This window comes from Thioclava marina, from assembly GCF_002020135.1.
Taxonomy (GTDB): Bacteria; Pseudomonadota; Alphaproteobacteria; order Rhodobacterales; family Rhodobacteraceae; genus Thioclava; species Thioclava marina.
The window spans coordinates 1,105,572-1,127,381 of record NZ_MPZS01000001.1 but is presented as its reverse complement, the minus strand read 5'-3'; the positions used below and the strand labels follow the sequence as shown (position 1 = coordinate 1,127,381).

The following is a 21,810-nucleotide window of genomic DNA, read 5'->3' as shown; positions in this document are numbered from 1 at the left end:
GCCATTGAAACTCTTAGCACTTTTGTAACGGGTTTGTTAAGCGCCCCTCAGCGGTGCACAACTTGTCGCAACGGCAGGCTGCCCAGGCCTATTCCGGACCAAGGACGTCAGGCGTTTTCCAGCCGTGATGCTGACCGCCATCGACGCACAGAAGCTGCCCCGTGACCGCTGGCGCATCCATGAAATAGCCCAGAGCGGCGCAGATATCCTCGGGGTCGGCGCCGCGTTCGAGGATGGTCGCGGCGCGCTGCCGGGCGAAGTGGCTCTCGGACTGGCGCGCGCCTTGCAGCGTCGGTCCCGGCCCGATCGCGTTCACCCGGATATCGGGGGCCAGCGCCTGCGCTCCGGTCTGGGTCAGCGTCCACAGCCCCATCTTCGCGAGCGTATAGGTCATGAATTCCGGCGTCAGCTTGCGCACCCGCTGGTCGAGCATGTTGAGCACCAGCGCCCGCGCCTTCGGCTCGCCGTTCGAGCGGTCCGCCTTGGGGGCCTGCGCGGCGAAATGCTGGATCAGCACGAAAGGCGCACGCAGGTTCGAGTTGAAGTGACGGTCCCAGCTTTCGCGGGTCGCGCTGTGGATCGTGTCGTATTCGAAGATCGAGGCATTGTTGATCAGCAGGTCGAGCGGCCCTCCGAGAGCCTGTGCGGCGCGGTCCACGAGCGGGGCCATCTGCGCCTCGTCGAGCAGGTCGGCCTGAAGGATCTCGGCGCGCACGCCCTTGGCGCGGGCCTCGGCGGCCGTCGCCTGCGCTGCCTCGTCCGAGCCATGATAATGGATCGCGACGTCGATCCCGCGTCCGGCCAGATAGAGCGCCATGGCGCGGCCCAGCCGTTTCGCGCCACCGGTCACGAGAGCTCGTTTCATACCCGTCCTCCGACAAACAGCAGTACCATGTAGATCAGGTAGGCGCTGGTGAAGCCCACGCCGATCCAGCGCCCGATCACGCGATTGCCGAAGATGAAGGGGGCAAGCAGGATCGAGGCGCCCAGCATCACCCAGAGGTCGAAGCGCTGCATCTGTTCGGGCACCGGAATATTGCCGACGAGGCCTGCGACGCCGATGATGCAAAGCAGGTTGAAGATGTTCGAGCCCACCACATTGCCAAGAGCCACATCGGCGCGGCCCTTAGTGGCGGCGGTGATCGAGGTGGCAAGCTCGGGCAGCGAGGTGCCGAGCGCCACCAGCGTCAGGCCGATCACCGTATCGGACACGCCGAAGGTGCGCGCGATATCCGAGGCGCCGTCGACCAGCCAGTCAGCACCCAGCGGCAGGCCCGCGAGCCCCGCCGCGATGAACAGGGCGACGCGCCACCCCGGCATTTTCGGATCGACGCTTTCGATTTCCTCATCGGGGTCGCGATTGGCGCGGTGGGTCAGCGCCTCACGGATCTGGCGGAACAGGATCACCCCGAGCCCCGCGAGCAGCAGCAGCGCATGCGGCCAGCGGATCGGCCCCATGAAACAGATGAGGATGAAGAGCACCGTCGCGCCCATCATCAGCACGAAGCTCTCGCGGGTGTCATGCTCGTCGGTGCGGATTGCTGAAATTATCGCGGGCAGGCCCAGCACCAGCAGGATATTGGCGATGTTCGAGCCCACGACATTGCCGAGCGCGATCGTCGGCGCGTGATCGAGCACGGCGGCCACCGAGACCATCAATTCGGGCGCGGAGGTGCCGAAGGCCACGACCGTCAGCCCGACGATCAGCGCGGGAATACCCAGGCGCAGCGACAGCGCCACCGCCCCTTTGACCAGCAAATCTCCCGCCACCACAAGCAGCACGAGCCCCGCGGCAATTTCGCCGAAATCCCAGATCATCCGCGGCGTCCCGTCTTGTTCCTGTCGGTCTTGCAGGGGCAGGGGCCGCGCCCGATCTTCGGCCGGCCGCAATCAGGGCAGCGATCACTGACACGGGCCGGTCCCTTGCGCCCGGGCAGTCGCAGCTTGCCGAACATGGCGAGCACCGCCATGACGACGAGAAAGAGGGTCATGCCCTTGATCAGCATCGCTTACAGCCCGTAGCGCGACCAGAGAGCGCGCTCCTCGGCCACGTCGATCAGCGCGCCTGCCGTGGCCGCACCCAGCTCGCCACCCATTTGCGCGCCGAAGCGGCGGAAGAGCGAACGTTTGGGCGCGTAGGGGATGATGCGGACCTTTTCTCCGTAAAGTTCCTTGAGCTTCGGCACCGCATGGCCGATCCCGTCGATCAGCCCGGTTTCCTCGGCCAGAGCCTGACGGCCCGTCCAGATATCACCGGTAAAGAGGTCGCGATCCTCGGGCAGCTTTGCGCCGCGCCGGGACTGCACATGCTCCTTGAAACTGACATGCATATCCTCGAGCAGCTTTTTCAGCCGCGCGATGTCCTCGTCCTTCTCGGGGCGGAACGGGTCCATGAAGCTTTTCGACCCGCCCGCAGTGTGAACGCGGCGCTGGATGCCGTGGCGGCTGATGAACTCGTCCAACCCGAAGCCGGCCGAGATCACCCCGATCGAGCCCACGACAGAGGTCGGGTCGGCCCAGATCTGATCCGCTGCGCAAGCCAGCCAATAGCCGCCCGAGGCAGCCACATCCTCGACAAAGGCGTGAACCGGGATATTCTTTTCATCCGCGAGCCTGCGGATCCGTCCCGCGATCAGCGCCGATTGCACGGGCGATCCGCCGGGCGAATTGATCAGCAGCGCCACCGCCGCCGGTTTGCCCCGCGCAAAGGCGCGCTCTATGATCGGGGCCATCGCGGCATCCGAAAGACCGGGCGCGCCGGGGCGTGAGACGCCAATGGCGCCATGCAGGCGGATCACCGCGACGAAGGGCGTTTTCTTGACGAAGGGGAGGCGTTGGATCAGGCTCATGACAAGGGATGTAGAGGCTCGCCCCCGCCCGTGCAAGCGCAGCGATGACGGTTCCTGCCTGCGCCTGTTCGCGATTGAACCAGTCGTGACTTGCGAGCCGCGCCATGCTTGCCCCATCATCGGGGCAGGGAGGACGACATGACGAAAGATGACAGGCTGGACGCGATCCTTGCCGCCCATGCTGGCCGCGAGGGCGCCCTGCTGCCGATCCTGCATGATTTGCAGGCCGAATTCGGCTGCGTGCCCGCCGATTGCTACCAGCCCATCGCCGATGCGCTGCGGCTGAGCCGGGCGGAGGTCTCGGGCGTCGTCTCGTTCTATCATGACTTCCGCGACGCGCCCGCGGGCAAGCATGTCATCAAGCTCTGCCGCGCCGAGGCCTGCCAGTCGATGGGCGGGGCCGAGATGATCGCGAGGCTGGAGCGTGCCTTGGGCATGAAGATCGGCGAGACCAAGGGCGACGTGACGCTTGAGGCGGTCTATTGCCTCGGACTCTGCGCCTGCGCGCCCGCCGCGATGGTGGGTGACCGGCTTGTGGGCCGCGCCAGTTCCGAGCGGATCGAGGCGCTGGTGGCGGAGGTCTCGGCATGAAGGTCTGGGTTCCCTGCGATGCGGCTGCGGTCGCCTGTGGTGCTGATGAAGTCGCGGCGGCGATTGCGTCGGCGGCAGGACTGCGCGGCGAAGAGGTCGAGATCATCCGCAACGGCACGCGCGGGATGATCTGGCTGGAGCCTCTGGTCGAGGTGGAGCGCGATGGGGTTCGCCACGGCTTCGGCCCGATGACGCCCGAGGACGTGCCCGCGCTATTCGAAGCGGGCGATCATCCCAAGGCGCTTGGCCCGGTCGAGGACATCCCCTTCTTCGCAAAACAGACCCGCCTGACCTTCGCGCGCTGCGGGCGGACCGATCCGCTCTCGCTGGCCGATTACGAGGCGGGTGAGGGCTGGCGGGGACTCCGCCGTGCTCTGGACCTCGGGGCCGAGAAGACCGTCGAGGAAGTCACGACCTCCGGGTTGCGCGGGCGTGGTGGCGCGGGCTTCCCCACAGGTATCAAGTGGAAGACGGTCGCGGGGGCCGAGGACGCGCAGAAATACATCGTCTGCAACGCGGATGAAGGCGATAGCGGTTCGTTCGCCGACCGGATGCTGATGGAGGGCGACCCCTTCTGTCTGATCGAAGGCATGGCGATTGCCGGGCTCGCGGTCGGGGCCACCAAGGGATTTATCTATATCCGTTCGGAATACCCCCATGCGATCCGCACGATGGTTGCGGCGATCAACGCGGCGCAGTCGGCTGGGATCATCGGCGACAGCCTGATGGGGCAGGGGCCCGCTTTCGATCTGGAGGTTCGCGTCGGTGCGGGGGCCTATATTTGCGGCGAGGAAACCTCGCTTCTCAATTCGCTCGAAGGCAAGCGCGGGATGGTGCGCGCCAAGCCGCCGCTCCCCGCGCTCGAAGGGGCGTTCGGGAAACCGACCGTGGTGAACAATGTGCTCTCGTTGGCGGCGGTGCCGTGGATCATGACGCATGGGGGCGCGGCCTATGCCGAATTCGGGCTGGGCCGTTCGCGCGGGACGATCCCGATCCAGATCGCGGGCAACGTCAAACAGGGCGGGCTGTTCGAGACCGCCTTCGGGATGACGCTCGGGACGCTAATCAACGAGATCGGCGGCGGCACCGCTTCGGGGCGTCCGTTCAAGGCGGTGCAGGTGGGCGGCCCGCTTGGCGCCTATCACGGGCCGGACGATTTCGACCTGCGTGTTTGCTACGAGGCATTTGCCGATCAGGGCGGTCTGGTGGGCCATGCCGGGTTTGTCGTTCACGACGAGAGCGCGGATATGCTCGCGCTTGCCCGCTACGCGATGGAGTTCTGCGCCATCGAGAGCTGCGGAAAATGCACGCCCTGCCGGATCGGTGCGGTGCGTGGGATGGAAACGCTCGACCGCGTGGCGGCGGGCGACCGCGAGGCGATCGAGCTGTTGCATGAACTTTGCGAAGTGATGGAGAAGGGCTCGCTTTGCGCAATGGGGGGCTTCACGCCCTATCCGGTGCGTTCGGCGATCCGGCTCTTCCCGCAGGAATTTTCGCGCATTGAGGAGGCTGCGGAATGAAGGATCTGATCATCCCCGACGGCATTCACGGGCCGAAACTCTCCGATATGGGCACGCCTGCGAAATCGGGTGCGCCGGTGACGCTTGTGATCGACGGCATGGACGTGACGGTGCCAGAGGGCACGTCCGTCATGCGCGCGGCGGCCGAGGCCGGGATCACGGTGCCGAAGCTTTGCGCGACCGACATGCTGGAGGCCTACGGCTCGTGTCGCTTGTGCATGGTCGAGATCGAGGGAATGCGCGGCACGCCCGCCTCCTGCACGACGCCCGTGCGCGAAGGCATGGTCGTGAAGACCCAGACCGAACAGCTCGCACGGCTGCGGCGCGGGGTGATGGAGCTGTATATCTCCGATCACCCGCTGGATTGCCTGACCTGCGCGGCCAATGGCGATTGCGAATTGCAGGACATGGCAGGAGCCGTGGGGCTGCGCGACGTGCGCTATACGCCCGGCGATAACCATGTCGAGACTCGCGCAGGCGACGGCGCCAATCCGCGTTACATTCCCCGTGACGACTCGAACCCCTATTTCTTCTACGATCCCTCGAAATGCATCGTTTGCATGCGCTGCGTGCGGGCCTGCGAAGAGGTGCAGGGCACCTTCGCGCTGACCGTCGAGGGGCGCGGCTTCGATGCGCGTATCTCGACCGGGACCGAAGACTTCCTGAACTCCGATTGCGTGAGCTGCGGAGCCTGCGTGCAGGCCTGCCCCACGGCCACGTTGCAGGAAAAGACCGTCGAGGAGATCGGCACGCCCGAGCGTTTGATCGTGACCACCTGCGCCTATTGCGGGGTTGGCTGTTCGTTCGAGGCGCAGATGCGCGGCGATCAGCTGGTGCGCATGGTGCCGTGGAAGGACGGCAAGGCGAACCGCGGCCATTCCTGCGTGAAAGGCCGTTTCGCCTGGGGTTATGCGAACCATAGCGACCGCATCCTGAGCCCGATGATCCGCGAGAGCATCACCGATCCGTGGCGCGAAGTCTCGTGGGAAGAGGCGCTTGATTTCGCGGCCGAGGGGATCAAGGCGGCGCAGGCCAAGCATGGCAAGGACAGCGTGGGCGTCATCACCTCCTCGCGCTGCACCAATGAGGAAACCTTCCTCGTGCAGAAGCTCGCCCGCGCGGTAATGGGCACGAACAACACCGATACCTGCGCCCGCGTTTGTCATTCGCCCACCGGCTACGGGCTAAAGCAGACCTTTGGCACCTCGGCCGGCACGCAGGATTTCGACAGTGTCGAGCAGGTGGATTGCGCCGTGGTGATCGGTGCGAACCCGACCGATGGCCACCCGGTCTTCGGCTCGCGCCTGCGCAAGCGGCTGCGGCAGGGTGCAAAGCTGATCGTGATCGACCCGCGCCGGATCGACCTTCTGGAAACGCCGCATATGGGCGAGGGCATCCACCTGCCGCTACGCCCGGGCACCAATGTCGCGGTGCTGACCGCGCTGGCCCATGTGATCGTGACGGAAAAGCTCTATGACGAGGCGTTCATCCGTGAGCGCTGCGATTGGGAGGAATGGTCGGATTATGCCGAGTTCGCCGCCGATCTCGCGCATTCGCCCGAGGCCGTCGAAGCGCTGACGGGTGTTCCAGCCGAGACCCTGCGCCAGGCGGCCCGCACCTATGCCGCGGCACCCAACGGGGCGATCTATTACGGGCTGGGCGTGACCGAGCATAGCCAGGGCTCGACCACCGTGATCGCGATCGCGAACCTTGCGATGATAACCGGCAATATCGGGCGCCCCGGCGTGGGCGTGAACCCGCTGCGTGGCCAGAACAACGTGCAGGGGTCGTGCGATATGGGGTCGTTCCCGCATGAGCTGCCGGGCTATCGCCACGTCTCCGACGCCGCGACGCGCGCGATCTTCGAGGCCGAATGGCACACCACGCTCGACCCCGAGCCGGGGCTGCGTATCCCGAACATGCTCGACGCCGCCGTCGCAGGCGATTTCAAGGCGATCTACATTCAGGGCGAGGACATCCTGCAATCCGATCCCGACACCCATCACGTCGCCGCGGGCCTCGCGGCGATGGACTGCGTGATCGTGCATGACCTCTTCCTAAACGAGACCGCGCGCTACGCCCATGTGTTCCTTCCGGGCTCGACCTTCCTCGAAAAGGACGGGACCTTCACCAATGCCGAGCGCCGGATCAACCGGGTGCGCCGGGTGATGGCACCGAAAGCGGGGCTGGCCGATTGGGAGGCGACGCAGGCGCTGGCGAATGCGCTGGGCGCGGGCTGGAGCTACACCCACCCCTCGCAGATCATGGCCGAGATCGCCCGCACCACGCCATCTTTCGCGGGCGTGACCTACGAGCTGATCGACCACATGGGCTCGGTCCAATGGCCCTGTAACGAGGCGCATCCGCAAGGCTCGCCGGTGATGCATGAAGACGGGTTCGTGCGCGGCAAGGGGCGTTTCATCCGCACGGCCTATGTCGCGACCGACGAACGCACCGGCCCGCACTTCCCTCTCCTGCTGACGACGGGTCGCATCCTCAGCCAGTATAACGTGGGTGCCCAGACCCGGCGGACCGAGAACTCCGTCTGGCACGATCAGGACCTGCTGGAGATCCACCCGCATGACGCCGAGCAGCGCGGCATCAACGAGGGCGACTGGGTGCGGCTGGCCTCGCGCTCGGGCGAGACCTCCCTGCGCGCGACGATCACCGACCGGGTCGCGCCCGGCGTGGTCTACACCACCTTCCACCACCCCGACACGCAGGCGAATGTGGTCACCACCGACAATTCCGACTGGGCGACGAATTGCCCGGAATACAAGGTGACGGCGGTGCAGGTGGCGCTCTCGAACGGGCCATCGGACTGGCAGGAACTCTATGAGGCGCAGACGAAACTGACCCGCCGCGTCGAGGCTGCCGAATGACGGCGAGCGACTGGCGATTGCCCGGTGGCGATGCGGTGCGGCTGGCCGAGGAAGTGCCGGTCGCGCTGTCTTTCGACGGGGTGACGCAGGCGGTGATGATGGCGACGCCCGCCGATCTTGAAGAGTTCGCGCTCGGCTTCGCCTTGTCCGAAGGGCTGATCGCGGCACCTTCCGAGATCGTCCGGCAGGAGATCGCGACGGGCAAGGACGGGATCGAGGCCCGCAACTGGCTCGCCGCGCCGGCCGGGGTGCGGTTTGCCGAACGCCGGCGCGCGACGCTTGGACCGGTGGGCTGCGGGCTTTGCGGGATCGAACAGCTTGAACAGGCGCGCCGACCCCTTCCGCGCGTGAAGGCTCCGCGCTGGAGCCTTTCGCCCCAAGAGGCCGAAGCCGCGCTCGGGGCGTTGCGTGCTCACCAACCGCTTCAGGACGAGACCCGCGCGGTCCATGCCGCGGCCTTCTGGTGTCCCGGCGAGGGGCTGGTGCTGTGCCGCGAGGATGTGGGCCGGCACAATGCACTCGACAAGCTGATCGGGGCACTGAGCCGCCGGGAGATCGCGCCGGACAGCGGTGCGCTCGTGATGACCTCGCGCCTTTCGGTCGATCTCGTCCAGAAGGCGGCGACGGTCGGCATGCCCATGATCCTCGGTCCTTCGGCCCCGACCGCGCTGGCGGTGACCGAGGCCCGCGCGGCGGGACTGACGCTGATCGCGCGCGCCTGCGGCGCGCTTGCCCTTTACACCGCCCCGCAGGAGGCCACGGCATGACGCCTGACAAACTTGCCCGCATGGCCAACCAGATCGCGCGCTTCTTCGAGAGCCAGCCGGGCGATCAGGCGCAGGCCGTGGCCGATCATATCAACGCCAACTGGGCGCCTGCGATGCGCGAGGAGTTCATCGCGCATCACGCAGCGCAGGAATTGCACCCGCTGGTAAATGCCGCGCTCCCCGCGATCCGCGGCAGGGGTTGAGCGCACGGAGGGGCGCTGTCCCGCGGCTGCGCCGCCCCCGGGATATTTTGGTCCAAGTCGAGAAGGCGTGCTCAGAACAGGCTGCCCTGTTCGGGCCCGGGATCCGTTTTCTTTGAGCCCTTCGCGCGGGCCGGCGCGGCGGTGCCGCCGCCTCCGGGGATTACCGCGAGGCGGCCATCGACAAATTCGATCTCGAGGCCGGGTTGTTTCGCGGCCTGTTTCTCGCTGGTGACAACGCCGTCAGGCCCCCGCACGACCGCGTAGCCGCGTTTGAGCGTCTCGGTATAACCCAAAGTCTGGCGCATGCGGTCGAGCCGCTCGAGCCGGTCGCTGAGCGCGTCGAGACGTGCGCGGGGCGCGCGCGCGAGGCGTTCGCTCAGCGCGCCGAGGCGTTGCGCCCCCTCGCGATTGCGCCGTTCTGCCTCACCGATCATGCGCTGGCGAGACCTGTCGAGCCGTTTCGAGAGTTGCTCGAATTCCTGGCGCGCCCGGCGCATCCGCGTGGCGGGAGCCGGGGAGAGCCGGGTCGCGAAGCCGTCGATCTCGCGGGAGCGGTCCCGGATGAAGCGGCGCAGCAGGTTCGGCGAGATCTGCGCGGCGAGCGGGGCAAAGCGGCTGTTCTTGCGCAGTACCAGCGTGCGCAACGCGGGCCCCAGCCGCTCTGACCACATGTCGAACCGTTGCCGCGCCGGTTGGGTCAGCGCCTCGGGGCGGCCAAGGCCGCGCGCGAGATCGCGCAGGCGCTGGTCGCGCTGGTCGATGCGTCCGCGCGCGGCGCGCATCATCCGGGTCTGGGCCTCCGAGAGCCACGCCGCCAGTTCGGCGCGTACCGGCACCGCCATTTCGGCGGCCGCCGTGGGCGTGGGCGCGCGCCGGTCCGAGGCATAGTCGATCAGCGTCGTGTCGGTCTCGTGGCCCACCGCCGAGATCAGGGGGATCGCGCTCTCGGCGGCTGCACGCACCACGATCTCTTCGTTGAAGCCCCAGAGATCCTCGATCGAGCCGCCGCCACGGGCGACAATGATCAGGTCGGGACGCGGGATCGGCCCGCCTTTTTCCATCGCGTTGAAGCCCCGGATCGCGCGGGCGACCTCGGGGGCGCAGGCCTGGCCCTGCACCGCCACCGGCCAGATCAGCACCCGGCGCGGAAAGCGGTCGCGCAGACGGTGGAGGATGTCGCGGATCACCGCGCCCGAAGGCGAGGTCACGACACCGATCACCTCGGGCAACCACGGGATCGGATGTTTGCGGCTGGCATCGAACAATCCTTCGGCGGCGAGCTGCTTGCGCCGCGCCTCGAGCATCGCCATCAGCGCACCGGCGCCTGCCGGTTCGACCTCATCGACGATCAGCTGGTATTTCGACTGGCCCGGGAAGGTCGTCATCCGTCCCGTCGCGATGACCTCCATCCCCTCCTCGGGGCGGACCTGCATCCGCGCGACCTGCCCCTTCCAGCTGACGGCGGCGATCACCGCGCGGTCGTCTTTCAGGTCGAAATACATATGCCCCGAGCGCGGCATCGACACGCGCCCGACCTCGCCGCGCACGCGCACGCGGCCGAATTCGCCCTCGATCACCCGTTTCACCGCCCCCGAGATTTCGGAGACCGTGTATTCATGCGCGTTCGAGCCGTTATCGTCTTCCAGAAGGTCCATCGCCACCTTGCCTCGCATTGGTGCGCAGCTTAGAAGGCGCAAACGGCAAGGCCAAGGGGGCGAGCGATGAACATTCTGGTTCTGGGCGGTGGCGGGCGCGAACATGCGCTGGCCTGGGCGATCAAGCAAAACCCGAAATGCGACCGGCTGATCGTGGCCCCGGGCAATGCCGGGATCGCGCAGATCGCCGATTGCGCCGATATCGACCCTTGCGATGCGGCGGCGGTGCTGGAGATCTGCGAAGCGAATGCCGTGGATTTCGTGGTGGTCGGGCCGGAAGCGCCGCTGGCGGCAGGCGTGGCCGATGCGCTGCGCGCTCAAGGGATCCTGACCTTCGGGCCTTCGGCGGAAGCCGCCAAGCTGGAGGCCTCCAAAGCCTTCACGAAAGAGATCTGCGATGCCTGCGCGGCTCCCACGGCAGCCTATGCGCGCTTCACCGAGGCTGAAGCCGCGAAGGCCTATGTGCGCGAACAGGGCGCTCCGATCGTGGTGAAAGCCGATGGTCTGGCGGCAGGCAAGGGCGTGATCGTGGCGATGACGCTCGATGAGGCGCTCGACGGGATCGACGAGATCTTCGGCGGCGCCTTCGGGGCGGCGGGTGCGGAAGTCGTGATCGAGGAATTCATGGAGGGCGAGGAAGCCTCGCTTTTCGTGCTCTGCGACGGGACGGACATTCTCGCCGTCGGCGGTGCGCAGGATCACAAGCGCGTCGGCGAAGGCGATACCGGGCCGAACACGGGCGGCATGGGCGCCTATTCCCCCGCCCCGGTGCTGAGCGCCGAGATCGAGGCGAAAGCGCTCGAAGAGATCGTGCGCCCGACCGTGGCCGAGATGGCCAGGCGCGGCACGCCGTTCCAGGGCGTGCTCTATGCCGGGCTGATGATCAAGGACGGTCAGCCGCGGCTGGTGGAATACAACGTGCGCTTCGGCGATCCCGAATGCCAGGTGCTGATGCTGCGTCTGGGCGCACAGGCGCTCGATTTGCTTTTGGCCTGCGCCGAGGGTCGTCTGGGCGAGGTGCGCGCGCAGTGGTCACCCGATCACGCGATGACCGTGGTGATGGCGGCGAAAGGCTATCCCGGAGCATATCAGAAGGGTTCGGCGATCCGTGGCCTGGATACGCTTCCCGATGACAGCTTCAACATGGTGTTCCATGCGGGCACATCCGCGAAGGATGGCCAGATCGTCGCGACGGGCGGGCGTGTTCTGAACGTCACCGCACGTGGCGCGACCCTTCAGGAAGCCCGCGACCGGGCTTATGCGATGGTCGATGCGATCGACTGGCCGGAGGGGTTCTGTCGGCGCGATATCGGCTGGCGCGCGCTCTGATCCTAGGGGGGAGGGGGCGCTGCCCCCGCTGGCCTTCCGGCCAGCCCCCCGGGATATTTTTGCCAATTCGAAGGCGCGCAACGAAGTCTTAAGCAGACTCAAGTTATCGAGGCGATGCGGTACAGGCGGGGACGCTCATGACCGCCCAATTCGAAGTTGCCCGGCTCGCCCGCCCCTCTGCGGATCGAGCCGGGCTTTTTTCGTCTTCGAACTGGCCCAAAAATCCCTGGGGTGTCTGAAAGGCGGGGGCGGCGCCTCCCTTGGCGCGGTGTTGGCTCAGAAAGTCCGCAGGGGAAGGCATCGGCCCCAGGCGGCTTCACTGCGAAACCCTGTGGGCTGAACCGTGAGCGAGGCGCGCCGGTCCGATTTGATCAGGGTCAGGCGGAAATTGACGCGCGCGGCGAAATTGTTGCTGTCAGAGCTCACGCGTTCCACAGTCCAGCCGTAGGTGATGCGTTTGGGGTTGTCGACGAGGATCTCGACCTGTTGCGGCGGCTTCTTGAAATAGGCGAGGAAGGGATCCATCACATGCCAGTTCGCGCCGGGTTCTCGATAGAGGTCGACGACACTGGGCGTGCTGTTCGAAAGGTAGCCCGTGCGAAACTCACAATGCAGGGCCACGGTCCCCTTGGGTACAACGATGTTGGTGTTCTTGGCGTGGGCACCCGTCGCGAGACACGCGAAGAAAAGGGGAATGGCGACAAGGAGAGAGCGCATCAAAGACCTCGTGTGAAATTGGGGCGAATCGCCGCCCCAAAATCGCGCGGGGGATCGCCGGTTCTTAAAACAACTCGCTGCCCTTGCGGGCGGAAACTTCAAGTAGTCCGATAACATAGCCTGCAACAGATCGGAAGGATACCAGCGAGATCTCATCCTCGCCCGAGCGCCAGAAGGCTGCCGCCACTTGCGCCGTGCGCGAGCGGCGGATCTCGCCCGCGGGCAGGGTCGCGACATCGGCAGGTGAGAGTTTCATCACCACTTGATCGGCCTTCGCACCGCGGATAGTGAACATCGCGCGGGCGTCGGAGACATTGACGATCAGCGCGTGCTCGCCCGAGAGCGCTGCGGAGAGGCGCTCGGTCAGCGCAGGCGCCTCGGCGTGGGGGCAGATCAACAGCAGCTCATCCGGGCTCATCCACGCGATGGAGCGACCCTCGACCGTCTCGATCCGGCGCGGGCCGGGCACGGGCAGCCGTTCGGCTTTCAGCGCCTTGGCGAGCCCTTTCGAGCCCAGATCGCAGCGGATCGTGATCATGCCCATCAGACCGGCCTCGGCGACGGTGACGAAGCCTTCATGGGTTTCACCCTGAAGGGCGCTGACAGCATCAGACATTCTGCTTCTCCCCGTCCTTGTCGTAGAAGACCGGATCCACGATCCGCACCTTGATCATCGCATCGCCCTCGCCGGTAAACTCGATCACCTCGCCCATCCGGTCGGGACCATTCAGCACCAGACCCATCGCGATCCCCTTGCCGATCGTCGGCGAGTAATAGGTCGAGGTCACGCGGCCTTGCGTGTTGCGCTGACCATTGGCGTTGAACCCTTCGGCGGGCGCGTGGCTGCCATCGGGGATCACCGAGCCGTCGAGCGTCTCGAGACCGACCAGCTTCCAGCGGTTTGGGTCGGTCATGTGGGACCGCTCCTGCGCGCGCTTGCCCAGATAGTCGGTCTTCTTCTTCGAGATTGCCCAGTTCAGGCCCAGATCCTGCGGGATCACTGTGCCGTCGGTCTCGTCGCCGATCATGATGAAGCCCTTCTCGGCGCGCATCACATGCAGCGCCTCGGTCCCATAGGGCATCACGCCAAGCGCCTCGCCCTCGGCCATCAGCGTCTCCCAGAGTGCGAGGCCCTGCGATGCCGGCACCGCGATCTCGTAGCTGAGTTCTCCCGAGAAGGAGATGCGGAAGATGCGGGCGTCGAAATTCCCGAGCTTGCCCTCCGCCCATTGCATGAAAGGCAGCGCCTCGCGCGAGACATTCATGCCGCCCAGACGTTCGAGCAGGTCGCGTGCCTTCGGGCCGACCACGGCGATCTGCGCGAATTGCTCGGTTAGGTTGGCCACGTAGACCTTCCAGTCCCACCATTCGCATTGCAGCCAGTCTTCCATCCAGCCATGGATGCGATCCGCCCCGCCCGAGGTGGTGTGGCACAGCCACGTATCCTCGGACAGACGCGCCACGACCCCGTCATCCATCAGGAAGCCGTTTTCGTTGCACATCAGCCCGTAGCGGCATTTGCCCACCGGCAGGGTCGACATCATGTTGGTGTAGAGCATGTCGAGGAATTTCCCCGCGTCCGGCCCTTTCACGACGATCTTGCCCAGCGTCGAGGCGTCGAGAAGCCCGACATTCTTGCGGGTGTTGGTGATCTCGCGATTGACCGCGTTGCGATGGGTCTCGCCGCTGCGCGGGTAGCAATAGGGGCGGCGCCAATGGCCGACCGGCTCCCAATGTGCACCCTTGCTCTCGTGCCAGGATTGCATGGGCGTGCGGCGCAGCGGCTGGAACAGATCGCCTTTCGCCTCGGCCGTGACTGCGCCGAAGGAAATCGGCGTATAGGGCGGACGGAATGTGGTGGTTCCGGTTGCCGGGATCGGTTGGCCGAGCGCGTTGGAGAGGACGGCGAGGCCGTTGATATTGCTCAGCTTTCCCTGATCCGTCGCCATGCCGAGCGTCGTGTAGCGCTTGGTGTGTTCGACGGATTCGAACCCTTCGCGGGCCGCCAGTTGCACGTCCGAGACCTTCACGTCGTTCTGGTAGTCGAGGAAGCTCTTGAAGCGCAGCGCATCGGGGGCGCCCGCGGGCATCATCCAGACCTGCGCGAGCGGTGCTTCCTCTTCCGAGGCCGCGCCGATGCCCAGCCCGCCCATCGCCTCGGGCAGCGTCAGATCGCCATTCGCAGCACCGACGACCGTGGCCATCGCGGAGCCATCCGCGCCGGTGGGCGGACGCGTCGCATCGGGGCGGAACATCGCGCGCGCATCGTCCCAGGTCAGCTTGCCGCCGCAATGGGACCACAGATGCACGACCGGCGACCAGCCGCCCGACATCGCGACGCAATCGCAGGGGATCGTCTCGACCGCGCCGCCTTCGCCGGCCTGCGCGCAGATTTCGACACCGGTGACATGTTTGCGGCCCTGCACCTTCGCGATGCCGCGCCCTTCGAGCACACGTACGCCGCGGGCCTTCACGGCCTGCGGCAGCGCACCATGGGTTTCCTCGCGCGCGTCAATCACCGCCGAGACCGTGAGGCCCGCATCGAGGATCGCGAGCGCCGTGCGATAGGCGTCGTCATTGTTGGTCACGATCACCGTGCGATCGCCGGGCGAGACCGCCCAGTTCACGATGTAATCGCGCACCGCCGAGGCCAGCATCACGCCGGGCACATCATTGCCCGCGAAGGCCAGCGGACGCTCGATCGCGCCGGTCGCGGTGATCGTGTGACCCGCACGGATGCGCCAGAGGCGGTGACGCGGACGGCCGTCGCCGGGGGTGGTGTCGGCGAGGTTCTCGTAACCGATGACATAGCCATGATCGTGCAGGCCGGCCGCCATCAGGCGGGTGCGCATCGTGACATTCTCCATCGAGGACAGTTCGGCCAGCGTGCTGTCGATCCAGTCCTGGGCGTCGTGGCCGTCGATCTGACCGCCATCGACGGGCGTGCGCCCGCCCCAGTTCGGGGTCTGCTCGATCAGCCAGACACGCTTGCCCGCGCGGCCCTCTTTGAGCGCGGCCGCGAGACCCGCCACGCCGCCACCGACGACGAGCACGTCACAATGGGCATAGACCTGTTCGTAGCGGTCGGGATCGGCCTCTTTCGGCACGCCCCCGAGGCCCGCCGATTTGCGGATCACGGGTTCGAAGAGGTGCTTCCACGCCGCTCGGGGCGCCATGAAGGTCTTGTAGTAGAAGCCTGCGGGCAGGAATTTGTAAAAGGTGTCGTTGATCTCGCCGATATCGAAGTCGAGGCTCGGCCAGTGGTTCTGGCTGGTGGCCTCGGCGCCGTCGAACAGCTCTGTCGTGGTTGTGCGTTGATCGGGTTCGAACCTTGCATTACGGCCCAGGCCCACGAGCGCGTTGGGCTCCTCCGCCCCACTCGCCACGATCCCGCGCGGACGGTGGTACTTGAACGAGCGCCCGACCATCACCTGTCCACCGCCCAGCAGCGCCGACGCCAGCGTGTCGCCGGCAAAGCCGCGCATCGGCTTGCCGTTGAAGGTGAAGGCGAGCGGTTTCGCGCGGTCGATCAGACGGCCGCCCTTGGCAAGACGCGTGCTCATTTATAGCCCTCCCAGTCGGGGCGTTTCGCTTTGATCTTCGCGATCACATCGGCGGGGGGTTCGGAGGTCTGCGCCTTGTAGGTGGCGAAGACCTCGAGCGTGTTGGTGTCACGCGCGGCAAGGAACCATTTGCCGCAGCCATAGGCATGGCGCCAGCGCTCGAAATGCACGCCCTTGGGATTCTTGCGGGCGAAAAGATAGCTCTCGAAATCCTCGTCGCTCGAGCCCGGCCCGAAGCGCTTCAAATGCGCCTCGCCGCCGGGAGCGAATTCGGTTTCCTCTGCGGTAATGCCGCAGCAGGGACAGGTGAGGCTCAGCATGGCGCGCCCTCCTTGCGGCGCGCCACAGGACGCCCGCGATCAGTTGCCGTCGGGAAGGTTGATCTGGATTTCGGCTTCGTTCTGGCCGGGCATCTCGCCGCCCGAATAGATGAACCAGACAAGGCCCGCCACGACGACGACGAGCGCGCCGATGATGAAGCCCATGAAGCTGTTGTTTTTCGATTCCGACATCTGTTCATGTCCTTTCGCTGTTGCGTTGGACAGGTAACGGGACAGACCTTTACCGGGTTCCCGGAGATGCGGCGAGTGTTGCGAACCGACATCAGTGTGCCACCCCGGCGGCGACGCTCTCGTCGATGAAGCGGCCTTCGCGGAAACGGTCGAGGCCGAATTCGTCGGTCAGCGGCGAGTGGCCGCGCGCGATCAGCTCGGCCATGGCAAAGCCCGAGCCCGGGATCGCCTTGAACCCGCCGGTGCCCCAGCCGCAATTGACGAAGATGCCTTCCACGGGCGTTTTCGACAGGATGGGCGAGCGGTCGCCGGTCATGTCCACGATCCCGCCCCATTGGCGCAACATCTTCAGGCGCGAGATGATCGGGAAGGTCTCAACCAGAGCGCGGGTGGTTTCCTCGACATGGTGCCACGAACCGCGCTGGGTGTAATTGTTGAAGCCGTCCGTGCCGCCGCCGATCACCATCTCACCCTTGTCGGATTGCGACATGTAGCCGTGCACGGTGTTGGCCATCACGACCACGTCCATGCAGGGTTTGATCGGTTCCGACACCCAGGCCTGCAGCGCCACGCTTTCGATCGGCAGACGGAAGCCCGCCATCTCGGCCATGACCGAGCTGTGCCCCGCGACGACGATGGCGAGTTGTTCGCAGTCGATCTCGCCCTTGGTGGTCGAGATGCCCTGAACCTTGCCGCCCTCGGTGCGCACGCCGGTCACTTCGCATTTCTGGATGATGTCCATGCCCATCGCCGAACAGGCCCGCGCATAGCCCCAGGCGACCGCATCGTGCCGAGCCGTGCCGCCGCGCTTTTGCAGCAGCGCGCCCAGCACCGGATAGCGCGGCCCGTCGATATTGATGATCGGCACCAGCTCCTTGACCTGCTCCGGCCCGATCCATTCGGTGTCGATGCCCTGCAGGCGGTTGGCGTGCACGGTGCGCTTGTAGCCGCGCACCTCATGTTCGGTCTGACCGAGCATCAGGAGACCCCGCGGCGAGAACATCACATTGTAGTTAAGATCCTGGCTGAGATCTTCGTAAAGCGAGCGCGCTTTTTCATAGATCGCGGCGGACGGATCCTGAAGATAGTTCGAGCGGATGATCGTCGTGTTGCGGCCCGTGTTGCCGCCACCCAGCCAGCCCTTCTCGATCACCGCAACATCGGTGATTCCGTGGACTTTGCCGAGATAATAGGCGGTCGCGAGACCATGCCCGCCAGCACCCACCACAATGACCTTGTAGCGTTTTTTCGGCTCGGGCGAGCGCCAGGCGCGTTCCCATCCGCTGTGATAGCGCAGCGCCTCGCGTGCGACGGCAAAGATCGAATAGCGTTTCATGTCCGCGCCCCCGGGCTGGTTGACCGACTCTCCCCACCCTTGTGATGGACCGGCCCGCCGGGTGAAAGCCCCCCTGTTGCGGCATCGCAGGGAAAAAAGCGACATGCGGCTGCGACATCGGGTTCCATTCGCGCGCTTGACCCTTTCGGCGGTCGCCCAAAGCGCCTAAATGGGGGGCGAAGGAAGAGGAGACGCCATGCTGTTCTGGATCATCGCCGCTGCGCTCGTCGCGGTCATCGCGCTGTTGTTCGTGCTTGCCCTGTGGCGGGGACGCGAAGATGAAGACATGGCACCGGCGGCCTCCTATGACGTGAAGGTCTATCGTGACCAGCTGCGCGACCTTGACCGGGATGTGGAGCGCGGCGTGACCTCGCGCGAAGAGGCGGAGCGCGCCAAGCTGGAGATCTCGCGTCGGATGCTCGAAGCCGACCGCAAGGCGCAGGCCGGGTCGGATTTGTCGATGGCGCCGAAAGGGGCGACGATTGCGCTGGTGATTGGCGGGGCCGTAATTTTCGGCGGGGCATTCTGGCTTTACGGCCGCATGGGGGCGGAGGGCTATGAAGACCAGCCGCTCGCAATGCGGTTCCAGAATGCCGACAAGCTCTATGACAGCCGCCCTTCGCAGGAAGAGGCCGAGAAGATGGCCAAGGCGCGTCAGCTCGACCAGCCTCAGTCCGATCCGCAATTCACCGAACTGATGCAGCGTCTGCGCGACGCGGTCGCGAAAAATCCCAACGATCCGAAAGGGCTTGAATTGCTCGCGCGCAACGAGGCGGCGATGGGCAATTTCGATGCGGCCTGGAAGGCGCAGCAGCGTCTCGTTGCGCTCAAGGGCGATCAGGCGAGCGCAGAGGATTACGCGCAACTCGGCGAGCTGATGGTTGTCGCGGCGGGTGGTCTGATCACGCCCGAGGCGGAGAAGACCTTCGCGACCGCGCTTCAGAAAGATCCCAAGAACGGGCTGTCGCTTTATTATGTCGGGCTGATGATGGCGCAGAATGCCCGCGGTGACCGGGCGTTCCGGATCTGGGACGGGCTGCTGCGCAATTCCGAAGACAGCGACCCCTGGGTGCCGATGATCCGGCAGAACATCAACGAGTTGGCCTGGCTTGCGGGCGAAAGCGATTACACGCCGCCGATGCCGCGCGGGGTCGGGCCGAACCAGGCCGATATCGCCGCCGCTGCCGACATGACCCCGGCCGAGCGCCAGCAGATGATCCGTGGCATGGTGGAGCGTCTCAACGACCGGCTCGCGCAGGAGGGCGGCTCGGCCGATGACTGGGCCCGACTGATCTCGTCGCTGCGCATGATCGGCGAGGTGGAGCGCGCCGATGCGGTCTATGGCGAGGCAAAGGGCAAGTTCGCCTCGCGCCCCGAGGATCTCGCGAAGATCGATGCGGCGCATGCGGCGCCTGCGGGCCAGGCGCTGAAGGATGAGGGAGGCGCTCCGGCAGCTCCGGCTCAGGCCGCGCCGATGATGCCCGGGCCGACCGCCGAACAGATGAAGGATGTGGCCTCGATGAGCCCGCAGGATCGTCAGCAGATGATTCAGGGCATGGTCGACGGGCTCTTCGACCGGCTGACCACAGAAGGCGGCACGCCTGCGGAATGGTCGCGGCTGATCTCGTCGCTGGCCACGCTGGGCGAGAAGGATCGCGCGAAAGAGGCTTGGGGTGAGGCGCAGCAGGCGCTGGCTGACACGCCCGATGCGCTGGCGCAGGTCCAGCTTGCGGCGCAGCGCGCCGGTGTGGCCGAATGATCTGCGACACGATGGAGGCGTTCGCTGAGGCGCTGCCGCGCACGGGCGCGGTGGCGGGGCTCGATCTTGGCACCAAGACCATCGGCGTGGCGGTGTCGGACGGGCTTCGCTCGGTCGCGACACCCCTCCGGACGATCAAGCGGCGCAAATTCGGGCTCGATGCCGAGGCACTTCTGGCGATCGTTTCCGAGCGCGATATCAAAGGGCTGGTCCTCGGCTTGCCGAAGAACATGGATGGTACGGAAGGGCCGCGCTGTCAGGCGACGCGAGCGTTCGCGCGCAATCTCGAAAAGCTTACCGATCTGCCGATCTCGTTTTGGGACGAGCGTCTCTCGACGGTCGCGGCCGAGCGCGCGATGCTTGAGGCCGACATGTCGCGGGCCAAGCGCGCCGAGGCGATCGACCATGTCGCGGCGGGTTTCATCCTGCAGGGCGCGCTCGATCGGCTGCGGTATCTGGGGGCGGCATGAGCGAACAGGATCCCCCGCGCGCCGGGGACGAAGTGTGGAAGCGCGCCGAGATCGAGAGCCCTTGCGTGAAGCTGTGCCAGATCCATCCCGAGGAGCGTCTTTGCGTGGGCTGCCTGCGCACGCTTGAGGAAATCGGCATGTGGTCGCGCATGAGCCCCGAGGCACGACGTGCGGTGATGGAGGAGCTGCCGAGCCGCGCGCCGCGCCTTCGCAAGCGTCGTGGTGGACGGGCCGCGCGTCAGGGGAGCGGACCGGGCGGAGCGTGAGCCGTTGATGCCGCGCGAGCAGAGCTTCACGCCAAGGCAGAGCGGCGCGAAGCTCAAGCCACGAGGTCCTCGATCGACGCGCGGTGGATGCAATTCTTGCTATGCGCCGAGCAGCTCTGGTTTCGACCCATCCGCTTCGCTGTGTAAAGTGCGGCATCGGCGCGACCGAGTGCGGCATGTATGTCGTTCTCTTCCGAGGGGTCGATTACGGAATATCCGATCGAAACGCTGACCTGAAAATCCGTCTTCCCCAGTTCGAGCGGCGCCTGTGCCGCGACGGCGCGATGGATCAGGGTTGCATGCCGTTCGAGGATGTTGTCATCGGCGTCGGTCGTAAGGATCAGGAATTCTCCTCCGCTCCAGCGCGTGACGGGCGTCGCCGAGGTGAACAGCCCGTGCAGGGCCTCGGCCAGCCAGACCAGAACCCGATCCCCCTGGGAATGGCCAAAGCGATCGTTGATGGCCTTGAGGTGATCGATGTCGATCAGCAGCGCCCCGCCAAACAGGTCCGCTTCGGGCAGGATATCTCGCAGGCCCTGACGACTGAGAGCGCCAGTCAAGGGATCATGTTTGGTGACGCGCTCGATCTGGCGCGCGTCGATATTGATCTGGCGACCCAGGATCAGCAGGAGTCCGACGAAAAGGGCGCTGAAGGACGAAAACAGCAATTGCAGGGCGAACACGCTGCGGTCTTCGGGGTTCTGCACCTCAATGAAGACCACGCCGCCGATAAAGGGCGCGGCGATCGCTGCGAACAATAGCGCGCGCATTGCCGTTCCGTGCCCGCGATGGGAAAAGAATGGTCGCATGTAGCCGTTGTTGCGCAGAAGAAGGCTGACCCCGGCCAGCGAGAACAGCAACGAGCCGAATGAGGCCATGGAGAACTGCCCGTCAAACAGCAGGATCCCGAAGCCGAGCTGGTAAATCATGAAAATCCCCAGACAGAGCGCGCTGAAATAAGCGAGAACCGCGGCGCCGAGGCTGGTGGGGGCGAGGAACATGGCCAGATGGAGAAAGAAAATCCCCGTCGCGGTTTCGACGGAAAGGCGGCCGTGGAAGTTGTACCGGGTATTCAGGCCCGCGACGAAATCGGAGGTGATGAGCTTTGGCCAGCCGGGCACGAACGCCTCGATCATTCTTTCGCCCATGAAGCAAAGAACGAAAATCTGCTGGGCGCGCAGCCAGTAGGGCGGGGCGAGCGGGCGCCCCGCCTGCACAAGCAGGCTGATCGCGATGCTCAGGTATCCCAGGGCAGAGAACGGATGCAGCGCCGGGGTGCCGGTCTTGGCCGAGACGAGAAAGTTGTGGACCGTACCGGAGAGAATGATCATCGCCATCATCAGAGCGATGATACGAAATGCCCCCTGACGGTCCTGTTGCATACGATTTGA

21 protein-coding genes are annotated in these 21,810 nt (G+C 65.7%); 9 read left to right on the top strand and 12 right to left on the bottom strand.

The window, feature by feature from the left end; translation table 11 throughout:
• Positions 1–88: 88 nt before the first annotated feature.
• Genes BMG00_RS05385 through BMG00_RS05375 form a run of 4 tightly spaced genes read right to left on the bottom strand, consistent with a single transcriptional unit; the run spans position 89 to position 2,849 of the window.
• Positions 89–865, bottom strand: coding sequence for an SDR family oxidoreductase (locus tag BMG00_RS05385; RefSeq protein WP_078573594.1), 777 nt, complete (start codon positions 863–865; stop codon positions 89–91).
• Entirely contained in the window at positions 862–1,818 is a 957-nt protein-coding gene (locus BMG00_RS05380; RefSeq protein ID WP_078525176.1) for a calcium/sodium antiporter, read from the bottom strand. Before BMG00_RS05380 ends, BMG00_RS05385 begins: the two co-directional genes overlap by 4 nt.
• Positions 1,815–2,006, bottom strand: coding sequence for a hypothetical protein (locus tag BMG00_RS17705; RefSeq protein ID WP_168172703.1), 192 nt, complete (start codon positions 2,004–2,006; stop codon positions 1,815–1,817). Before BMG00_RS17705 ends, BMG00_RS05380 begins: the two co-directional genes overlap by 4 nt.
• Positions 2,007–2,009: 3 nt before the next feature.
• Positions 2,010–2,849, bottom strand: a complete 840-nt coding sequence (locus tag BMG00_RS05375) for a S49 family peptidase (RefSeq protein ID WP_169836809.1) — start codon at positions 2,847–2,849, stop codon at positions 2,010–2,012.
• Between the two features lie 138 nt (positions 2,850–2,987).
• Between BMG00_RS05375 and BMG00_RS05370 the strand changes: the two genes are divergently transcribed.
• The 5 genes from BMG00_RS05370 to BMG00_RS05350 are packed head-to-tail and all read left to right on the top strand — an operon-like array spanning position 2,988 to position 8,812.
• Positions 2,988–3,440 carry a formate dehydrogenase subunit gamma gene (locus BMG00_RS05370; protein WP_078573593.1) on the top strand — a complete coding sequence of 151 codons (453 nt, stop codon included), beginning with the start codon at positions 2,988–2,990 and terminating at the stop codon, positions 3,438–3,440.
• Positions 3,437–4,960: a formate dehydrogenase beta subunit gene (locus BMG00_RS05365; RefSeq protein ID WP_078573592.1), complete on the top strand. Its 1,524-nt coding sequence runs from the start codon at positions 3,437–3,439 to the stop codon at positions 4,958–4,960. Before BMG00_RS05370 ends, BMG00_RS05365 begins: the two co-directional genes overlap by 4 nt.
• Entirely contained in the window at positions 4,957–7,842 is a 2,886-nt protein-coding gene (gene fdhF / locus BMG00_RS05360) for a formate dehydrogenase subunit alpha (protein WP_078573591.1), read from the top strand. The genes BMG00_RS05365 and fdhF overlap by 4 nt, the downstream gene beginning before the upstream one ends.
• On the top strand, positions 7,839–8,609 hold the full coding sequence (gene fdhD, locus BMG00_RS05355; protein ID WP_078573590.1) for a formate dehydrogenase accessory sulfurtransferase FdhD: 771 nt from the start codon (positions 7,839–7,841) through the stop codon (positions 8,607–8,609). Before fdhF ends, fdhD begins: the two co-directional genes overlap by 4 nt.
• On the top strand, positions 8,606–8,812 hold the full coding sequence (locus BMG00_RS05350; protein WP_078525166.1) for a formate dehydrogenase subunit delta: 207 nt from the start codon (positions 8,606–8,608) through the stop codon (positions 8,810–8,812). Before fdhD ends, BMG00_RS05350 begins: the two co-directional genes overlap by 4 nt.
• Before the next feature lie 71 nt (positions 8,813–8,883).
• On the opposite strand, the gene xseA is transcribed toward BMG00_RS05350, so the two are convergent.
• Positions 8,884–10,467, bottom strand: a complete 1,584-nt coding sequence (xseA, locus tag BMG00_RS05345) for an exodeoxyribonuclease VII large subunit (RefSeq protein WP_078573589.1) — start codon at positions 10,465–10,467, stop codon at positions 8,884–8,886.
• A 66-nt stretch (positions 10,468–10,533) separates the two neighbouring features.
• Between xseA and purD the strand changes: the two genes are divergently transcribed.
• Complete coding sequence (gene purD / locus BMG00_RS05340; protein ID WP_078573588.1) at positions 10,534–11,796, top strand: phosphoribosylamine--glycine ligase; 1,263 nt, start codon at positions 10,534–10,536, stop codon at positions 11,794–11,796.
• Between the two features lie 276 nt (positions 11,797–12,072).
• Here the strand turns inward: purD and BMG00_RS05335 are convergent, their stop codons facing one another.
• The 6 genes from BMG00_RS05335 to BMG00_RS05315 all read right to left on the bottom strand — a co-directional run bounded on the left by BMG00_RS05335 (position 12,073) and on the right by BMG00_RS05315 (position 17,924).
• Complete coding sequence (locus tag BMG00_RS05335; protein ID WP_078573587.1) at positions 12,073–12,513, bottom strand: hypothetical protein; 441 nt, start codon at positions 12,511–12,513, stop codon at positions 12,073–12,075.
• 64 nt (positions 12,514–12,577) lie between these two features.
• Entirely contained in the window at positions 12,578–13,129 is a 552-nt protein-coding gene (locus BMG00_RS05330) for a sarcosine oxidase subunit gamma (protein ID WP_078573586.1), read from the bottom strand.
• Positions 13,122–16,076, bottom strand: coding sequence for a sarcosine oxidase subunit alpha family protein (locus tag BMG00_RS05325; protein WP_078573585.1), 2,955 nt, complete (start codon positions 16,074–16,076; stop codon positions 13,122–13,124). Before BMG00_RS05325 ends, BMG00_RS05330 begins: the two co-directional genes overlap by 8 nt.
• Positions 16,073–16,396, bottom strand: coding sequence for a sarcosine oxidase subunit delta (locus BMG00_RS05320; protein ID WP_078525149.1), 324 nt, complete (start codon positions 16,394–16,396; stop codon positions 16,073–16,075). Before BMG00_RS05320 ends, BMG00_RS05325 begins: the two co-directional genes overlap by 4 nt.
• Positions 16,397–16,435: 39 nt before the next feature.
• Complete coding sequence (locus tag BMG00_RS17580; protein WP_158521682.1) at positions 16,436–16,588, bottom strand: hypothetical protein; 153 nt, start codon at positions 16,586–16,588, stop codon at positions 16,436–16,438.
• 91 nt (positions 16,589–16,679) lie between these two features.
• Positions 16,680–17,924: a sarcosine oxidase subunit beta family protein gene (locus BMG00_RS05315; protein ID WP_078525147.1), complete on the bottom strand. Its 1,245-nt coding sequence runs from the start codon at positions 17,922–17,924 to the stop codon at positions 16,680–16,682.
• Positions 17,925–18,120: 196 nt separating this feature from the next.
• On the opposite strand from BMG00_RS05315, the gene ccmI reads away from it, so the two are divergent.
• Genes ccmI through BMG00_RS05300 form a run of 3 tightly spaced genes read left to right on the top strand, consistent with a single transcriptional unit; the run spans position 18,121 to position 20,419 of the window.
• Positions 18,121–19,683, top strand: coding sequence for a c-type cytochrome biogenesis protein CcmI (ccmI, locus tag BMG00_RS05310; RefSeq protein ID WP_211274112.1), 1,563 nt, complete (start codon positions 18,121–18,123; stop codon positions 19,681–19,683).
• Complete coding sequence (ruvX, locus tag BMG00_RS05305; RefSeq protein ID WP_078525141.1) at positions 19,680–20,153, top strand: Holliday junction resolvase RuvX; 474 nt, start codon at positions 19,680–19,682, stop codon at positions 20,151–20,153. Before ccmI ends, ruvX begins: the two co-directional genes overlap by 4 nt.
• A complete protein-coding gene (locus tag BMG00_RS05300; protein ID WP_078525139.1) occupies positions 20,150–20,419 on the top strand; it encodes a DUF1289 domain-containing protein in 270 nt (89 codons plus the stop codon). Before ruvX ends, BMG00_RS05300 begins: the two co-directional genes overlap by 4 nt.
• A 53-nt stretch (positions 20,420–20,472) precedes the next feature.
• Here the strand turns inward: BMG00_RS05300 and BMG00_RS05295 are convergent, their stop codons facing one another.
• The gene (locus BMG00_RS05295; RefSeq protein ID WP_158521681.1) at positions 20,473–21,759 is read right to left on the bottom strand and encodes a GGDEF domain-containing protein; all 1,287 of its coding nucleotides are present in this window, start codon (positions 21,757–21,759) and stop codon (positions 20,473–20,475) included.
• Between the last annotated feature and the right edge of the window lie 51 nt (positions 21,760–21,810).

What these genes read in the sequence shown, in the direction of transcription:
- BMG00_RS05385 (WP_078573594.1), bottom strand. Translation starts at nt 865, where the DNA reads ATGAAACGAGCTCTCGTGACCGGTGGCGCGAAACGGCTGGGCCGCGCC.
- BMG00_RS05380 (WP_078525176.1), bottom strand. Translation starts at nt 1,818, where the DNA reads ATGATCTGGGATTTCGGCGAAATTGCCGCGGGGCTCGTGCTGCTTGTG.
- BMG00_RS17705 (WP_168172703.1), bottom strand. Translation starts at nt 2,006, where the DNA reads ATGCTGATCAAGGGCATGACCCTCTTTCTCGTCGTCATGGCGGTGCTC.
- BMG00_RS05375 (WP_169836809.1), bottom strand. Translation starts at nt 2,849, where the DNA reads ATGAGCCTGATCCAACGCCTCCCCTTCGTCAAGAAAACGCCCTTCGTC.
- BMG00_RS05370 (WP_078573593.1), top strand. Translation starts at nt 2,988, where the DNA reads ATGACGAAAGATGACAGGCTGGACGCGATCCTTGCCGCCCATGCTGGC.
- BMG00_RS05365 (WP_078573592.1), top strand. Translation starts at nt 3,437, where the DNA reads ATGAAGGTCTGGGTTCCCTGCGATGCGGCTGCGGTCGCCTGTGGTGCT.
- fdhF (WP_078573591.1), top strand. Translation starts at nt 4,957, where the DNA reads ATGAAGGATCTGATCATCCCCGACGGCATTCACGGGCCGAAACTCTCC.
- fdhD (WP_078573590.1), top strand. Translation starts at nt 7,839, where the DNA reads ATGACGGCGAGCGACTGGCGATTGCCCGGTGGCGATGCGGTGCGGCTG.
- BMG00_RS05350 (WP_078525166.1), top strand. Translation starts at nt 8,606, where the DNA reads ATGACGCCTGACAAACTTGCCCGCATGGCCAACCAGATCGCGCGCTTC.
- xseA (WP_078573589.1), bottom strand. Translation starts at nt 10,467, where the DNA reads ATGGACCTTCTGGAAGACGATAACGGCTCGAACGCGCATGAATACACG.
- purD (WP_078573588.1), top strand. Translation starts at nt 10,534, where the DNA reads ATGAACATTCTGGTTCTGGGCGGTGGCGGGCGCGAACATGCGCTGGCC.
- BMG00_RS05335 (WP_078573587.1), bottom strand. Translation starts at nt 12,513, where the DNA reads ATGCGCTCTCTCCTTGTCGCCATTCCCCTTTTCTTCGCGTGTCTCGCG.
- BMG00_RS05330 (WP_078573586.1), bottom strand. Translation starts at nt 13,129, where the DNA reads ATGTCTGATGCTGTCAGCGCCCTTCAGGGTGAAACCCATGAAGGCTTC.
- BMG00_RS05325 (WP_078573585.1), bottom strand. Translation starts at nt 16,076, where the DNA reads ATGAGCACGCGTCTTGCCAAGGGCGGCCGTCTGATCGACCGCGCGAAA.
- BMG00_RS05320 (WP_078525149.1), bottom strand. Translation starts at nt 16,396, where the DNA reads ATGCTGAGCCTCACCTGTCCCTGCTGCGGCATTACCGCAGAGGAAACC.
- BMG00_RS17580 (WP_158521682.1), bottom strand. Translation starts at nt 16,588, where the DNA reads ATGTCGGAATCGAAAAACAACAGCTTCATGGGCTTCATCATCGGCGCG.
- BMG00_RS05315 (WP_078525147.1), bottom strand. Translation starts at nt 17,924, where the DNA reads ATGAAACGCTATTCGATCTTTGCCGTCGCACGCGAGGCGCTGCGCTAT.
- ccmI (WP_211274112.1), top strand. Translation starts at nt 18,121, where the DNA reads ATGCTGTTCTGGATCATCGCCGCTGCGCTCGTCGCGGTCATCGCGCTG.
- ruvX (WP_078525141.1), top strand. Translation starts at nt 19,680, where the DNA reads ATGATCTGCGACACGATGGAGGCGTTCGCTGAGGCGCTGCCGCGCACG.
- BMG00_RS05300 (WP_078525139.1), top strand. Translation starts at nt 20,150, where the DNA reads ATGAGCGAACAGGATCCCCCGCGCGCCGGGGACGAAGTGTGGAAGCGC.
- BMG00_RS05295 (WP_158521681.1), bottom strand. Translation starts at nt 21,759, where the DNA reads ATGATGGCGATGATCATTCTCTCCGGTACGGTCCACAACTTTCTCGTC.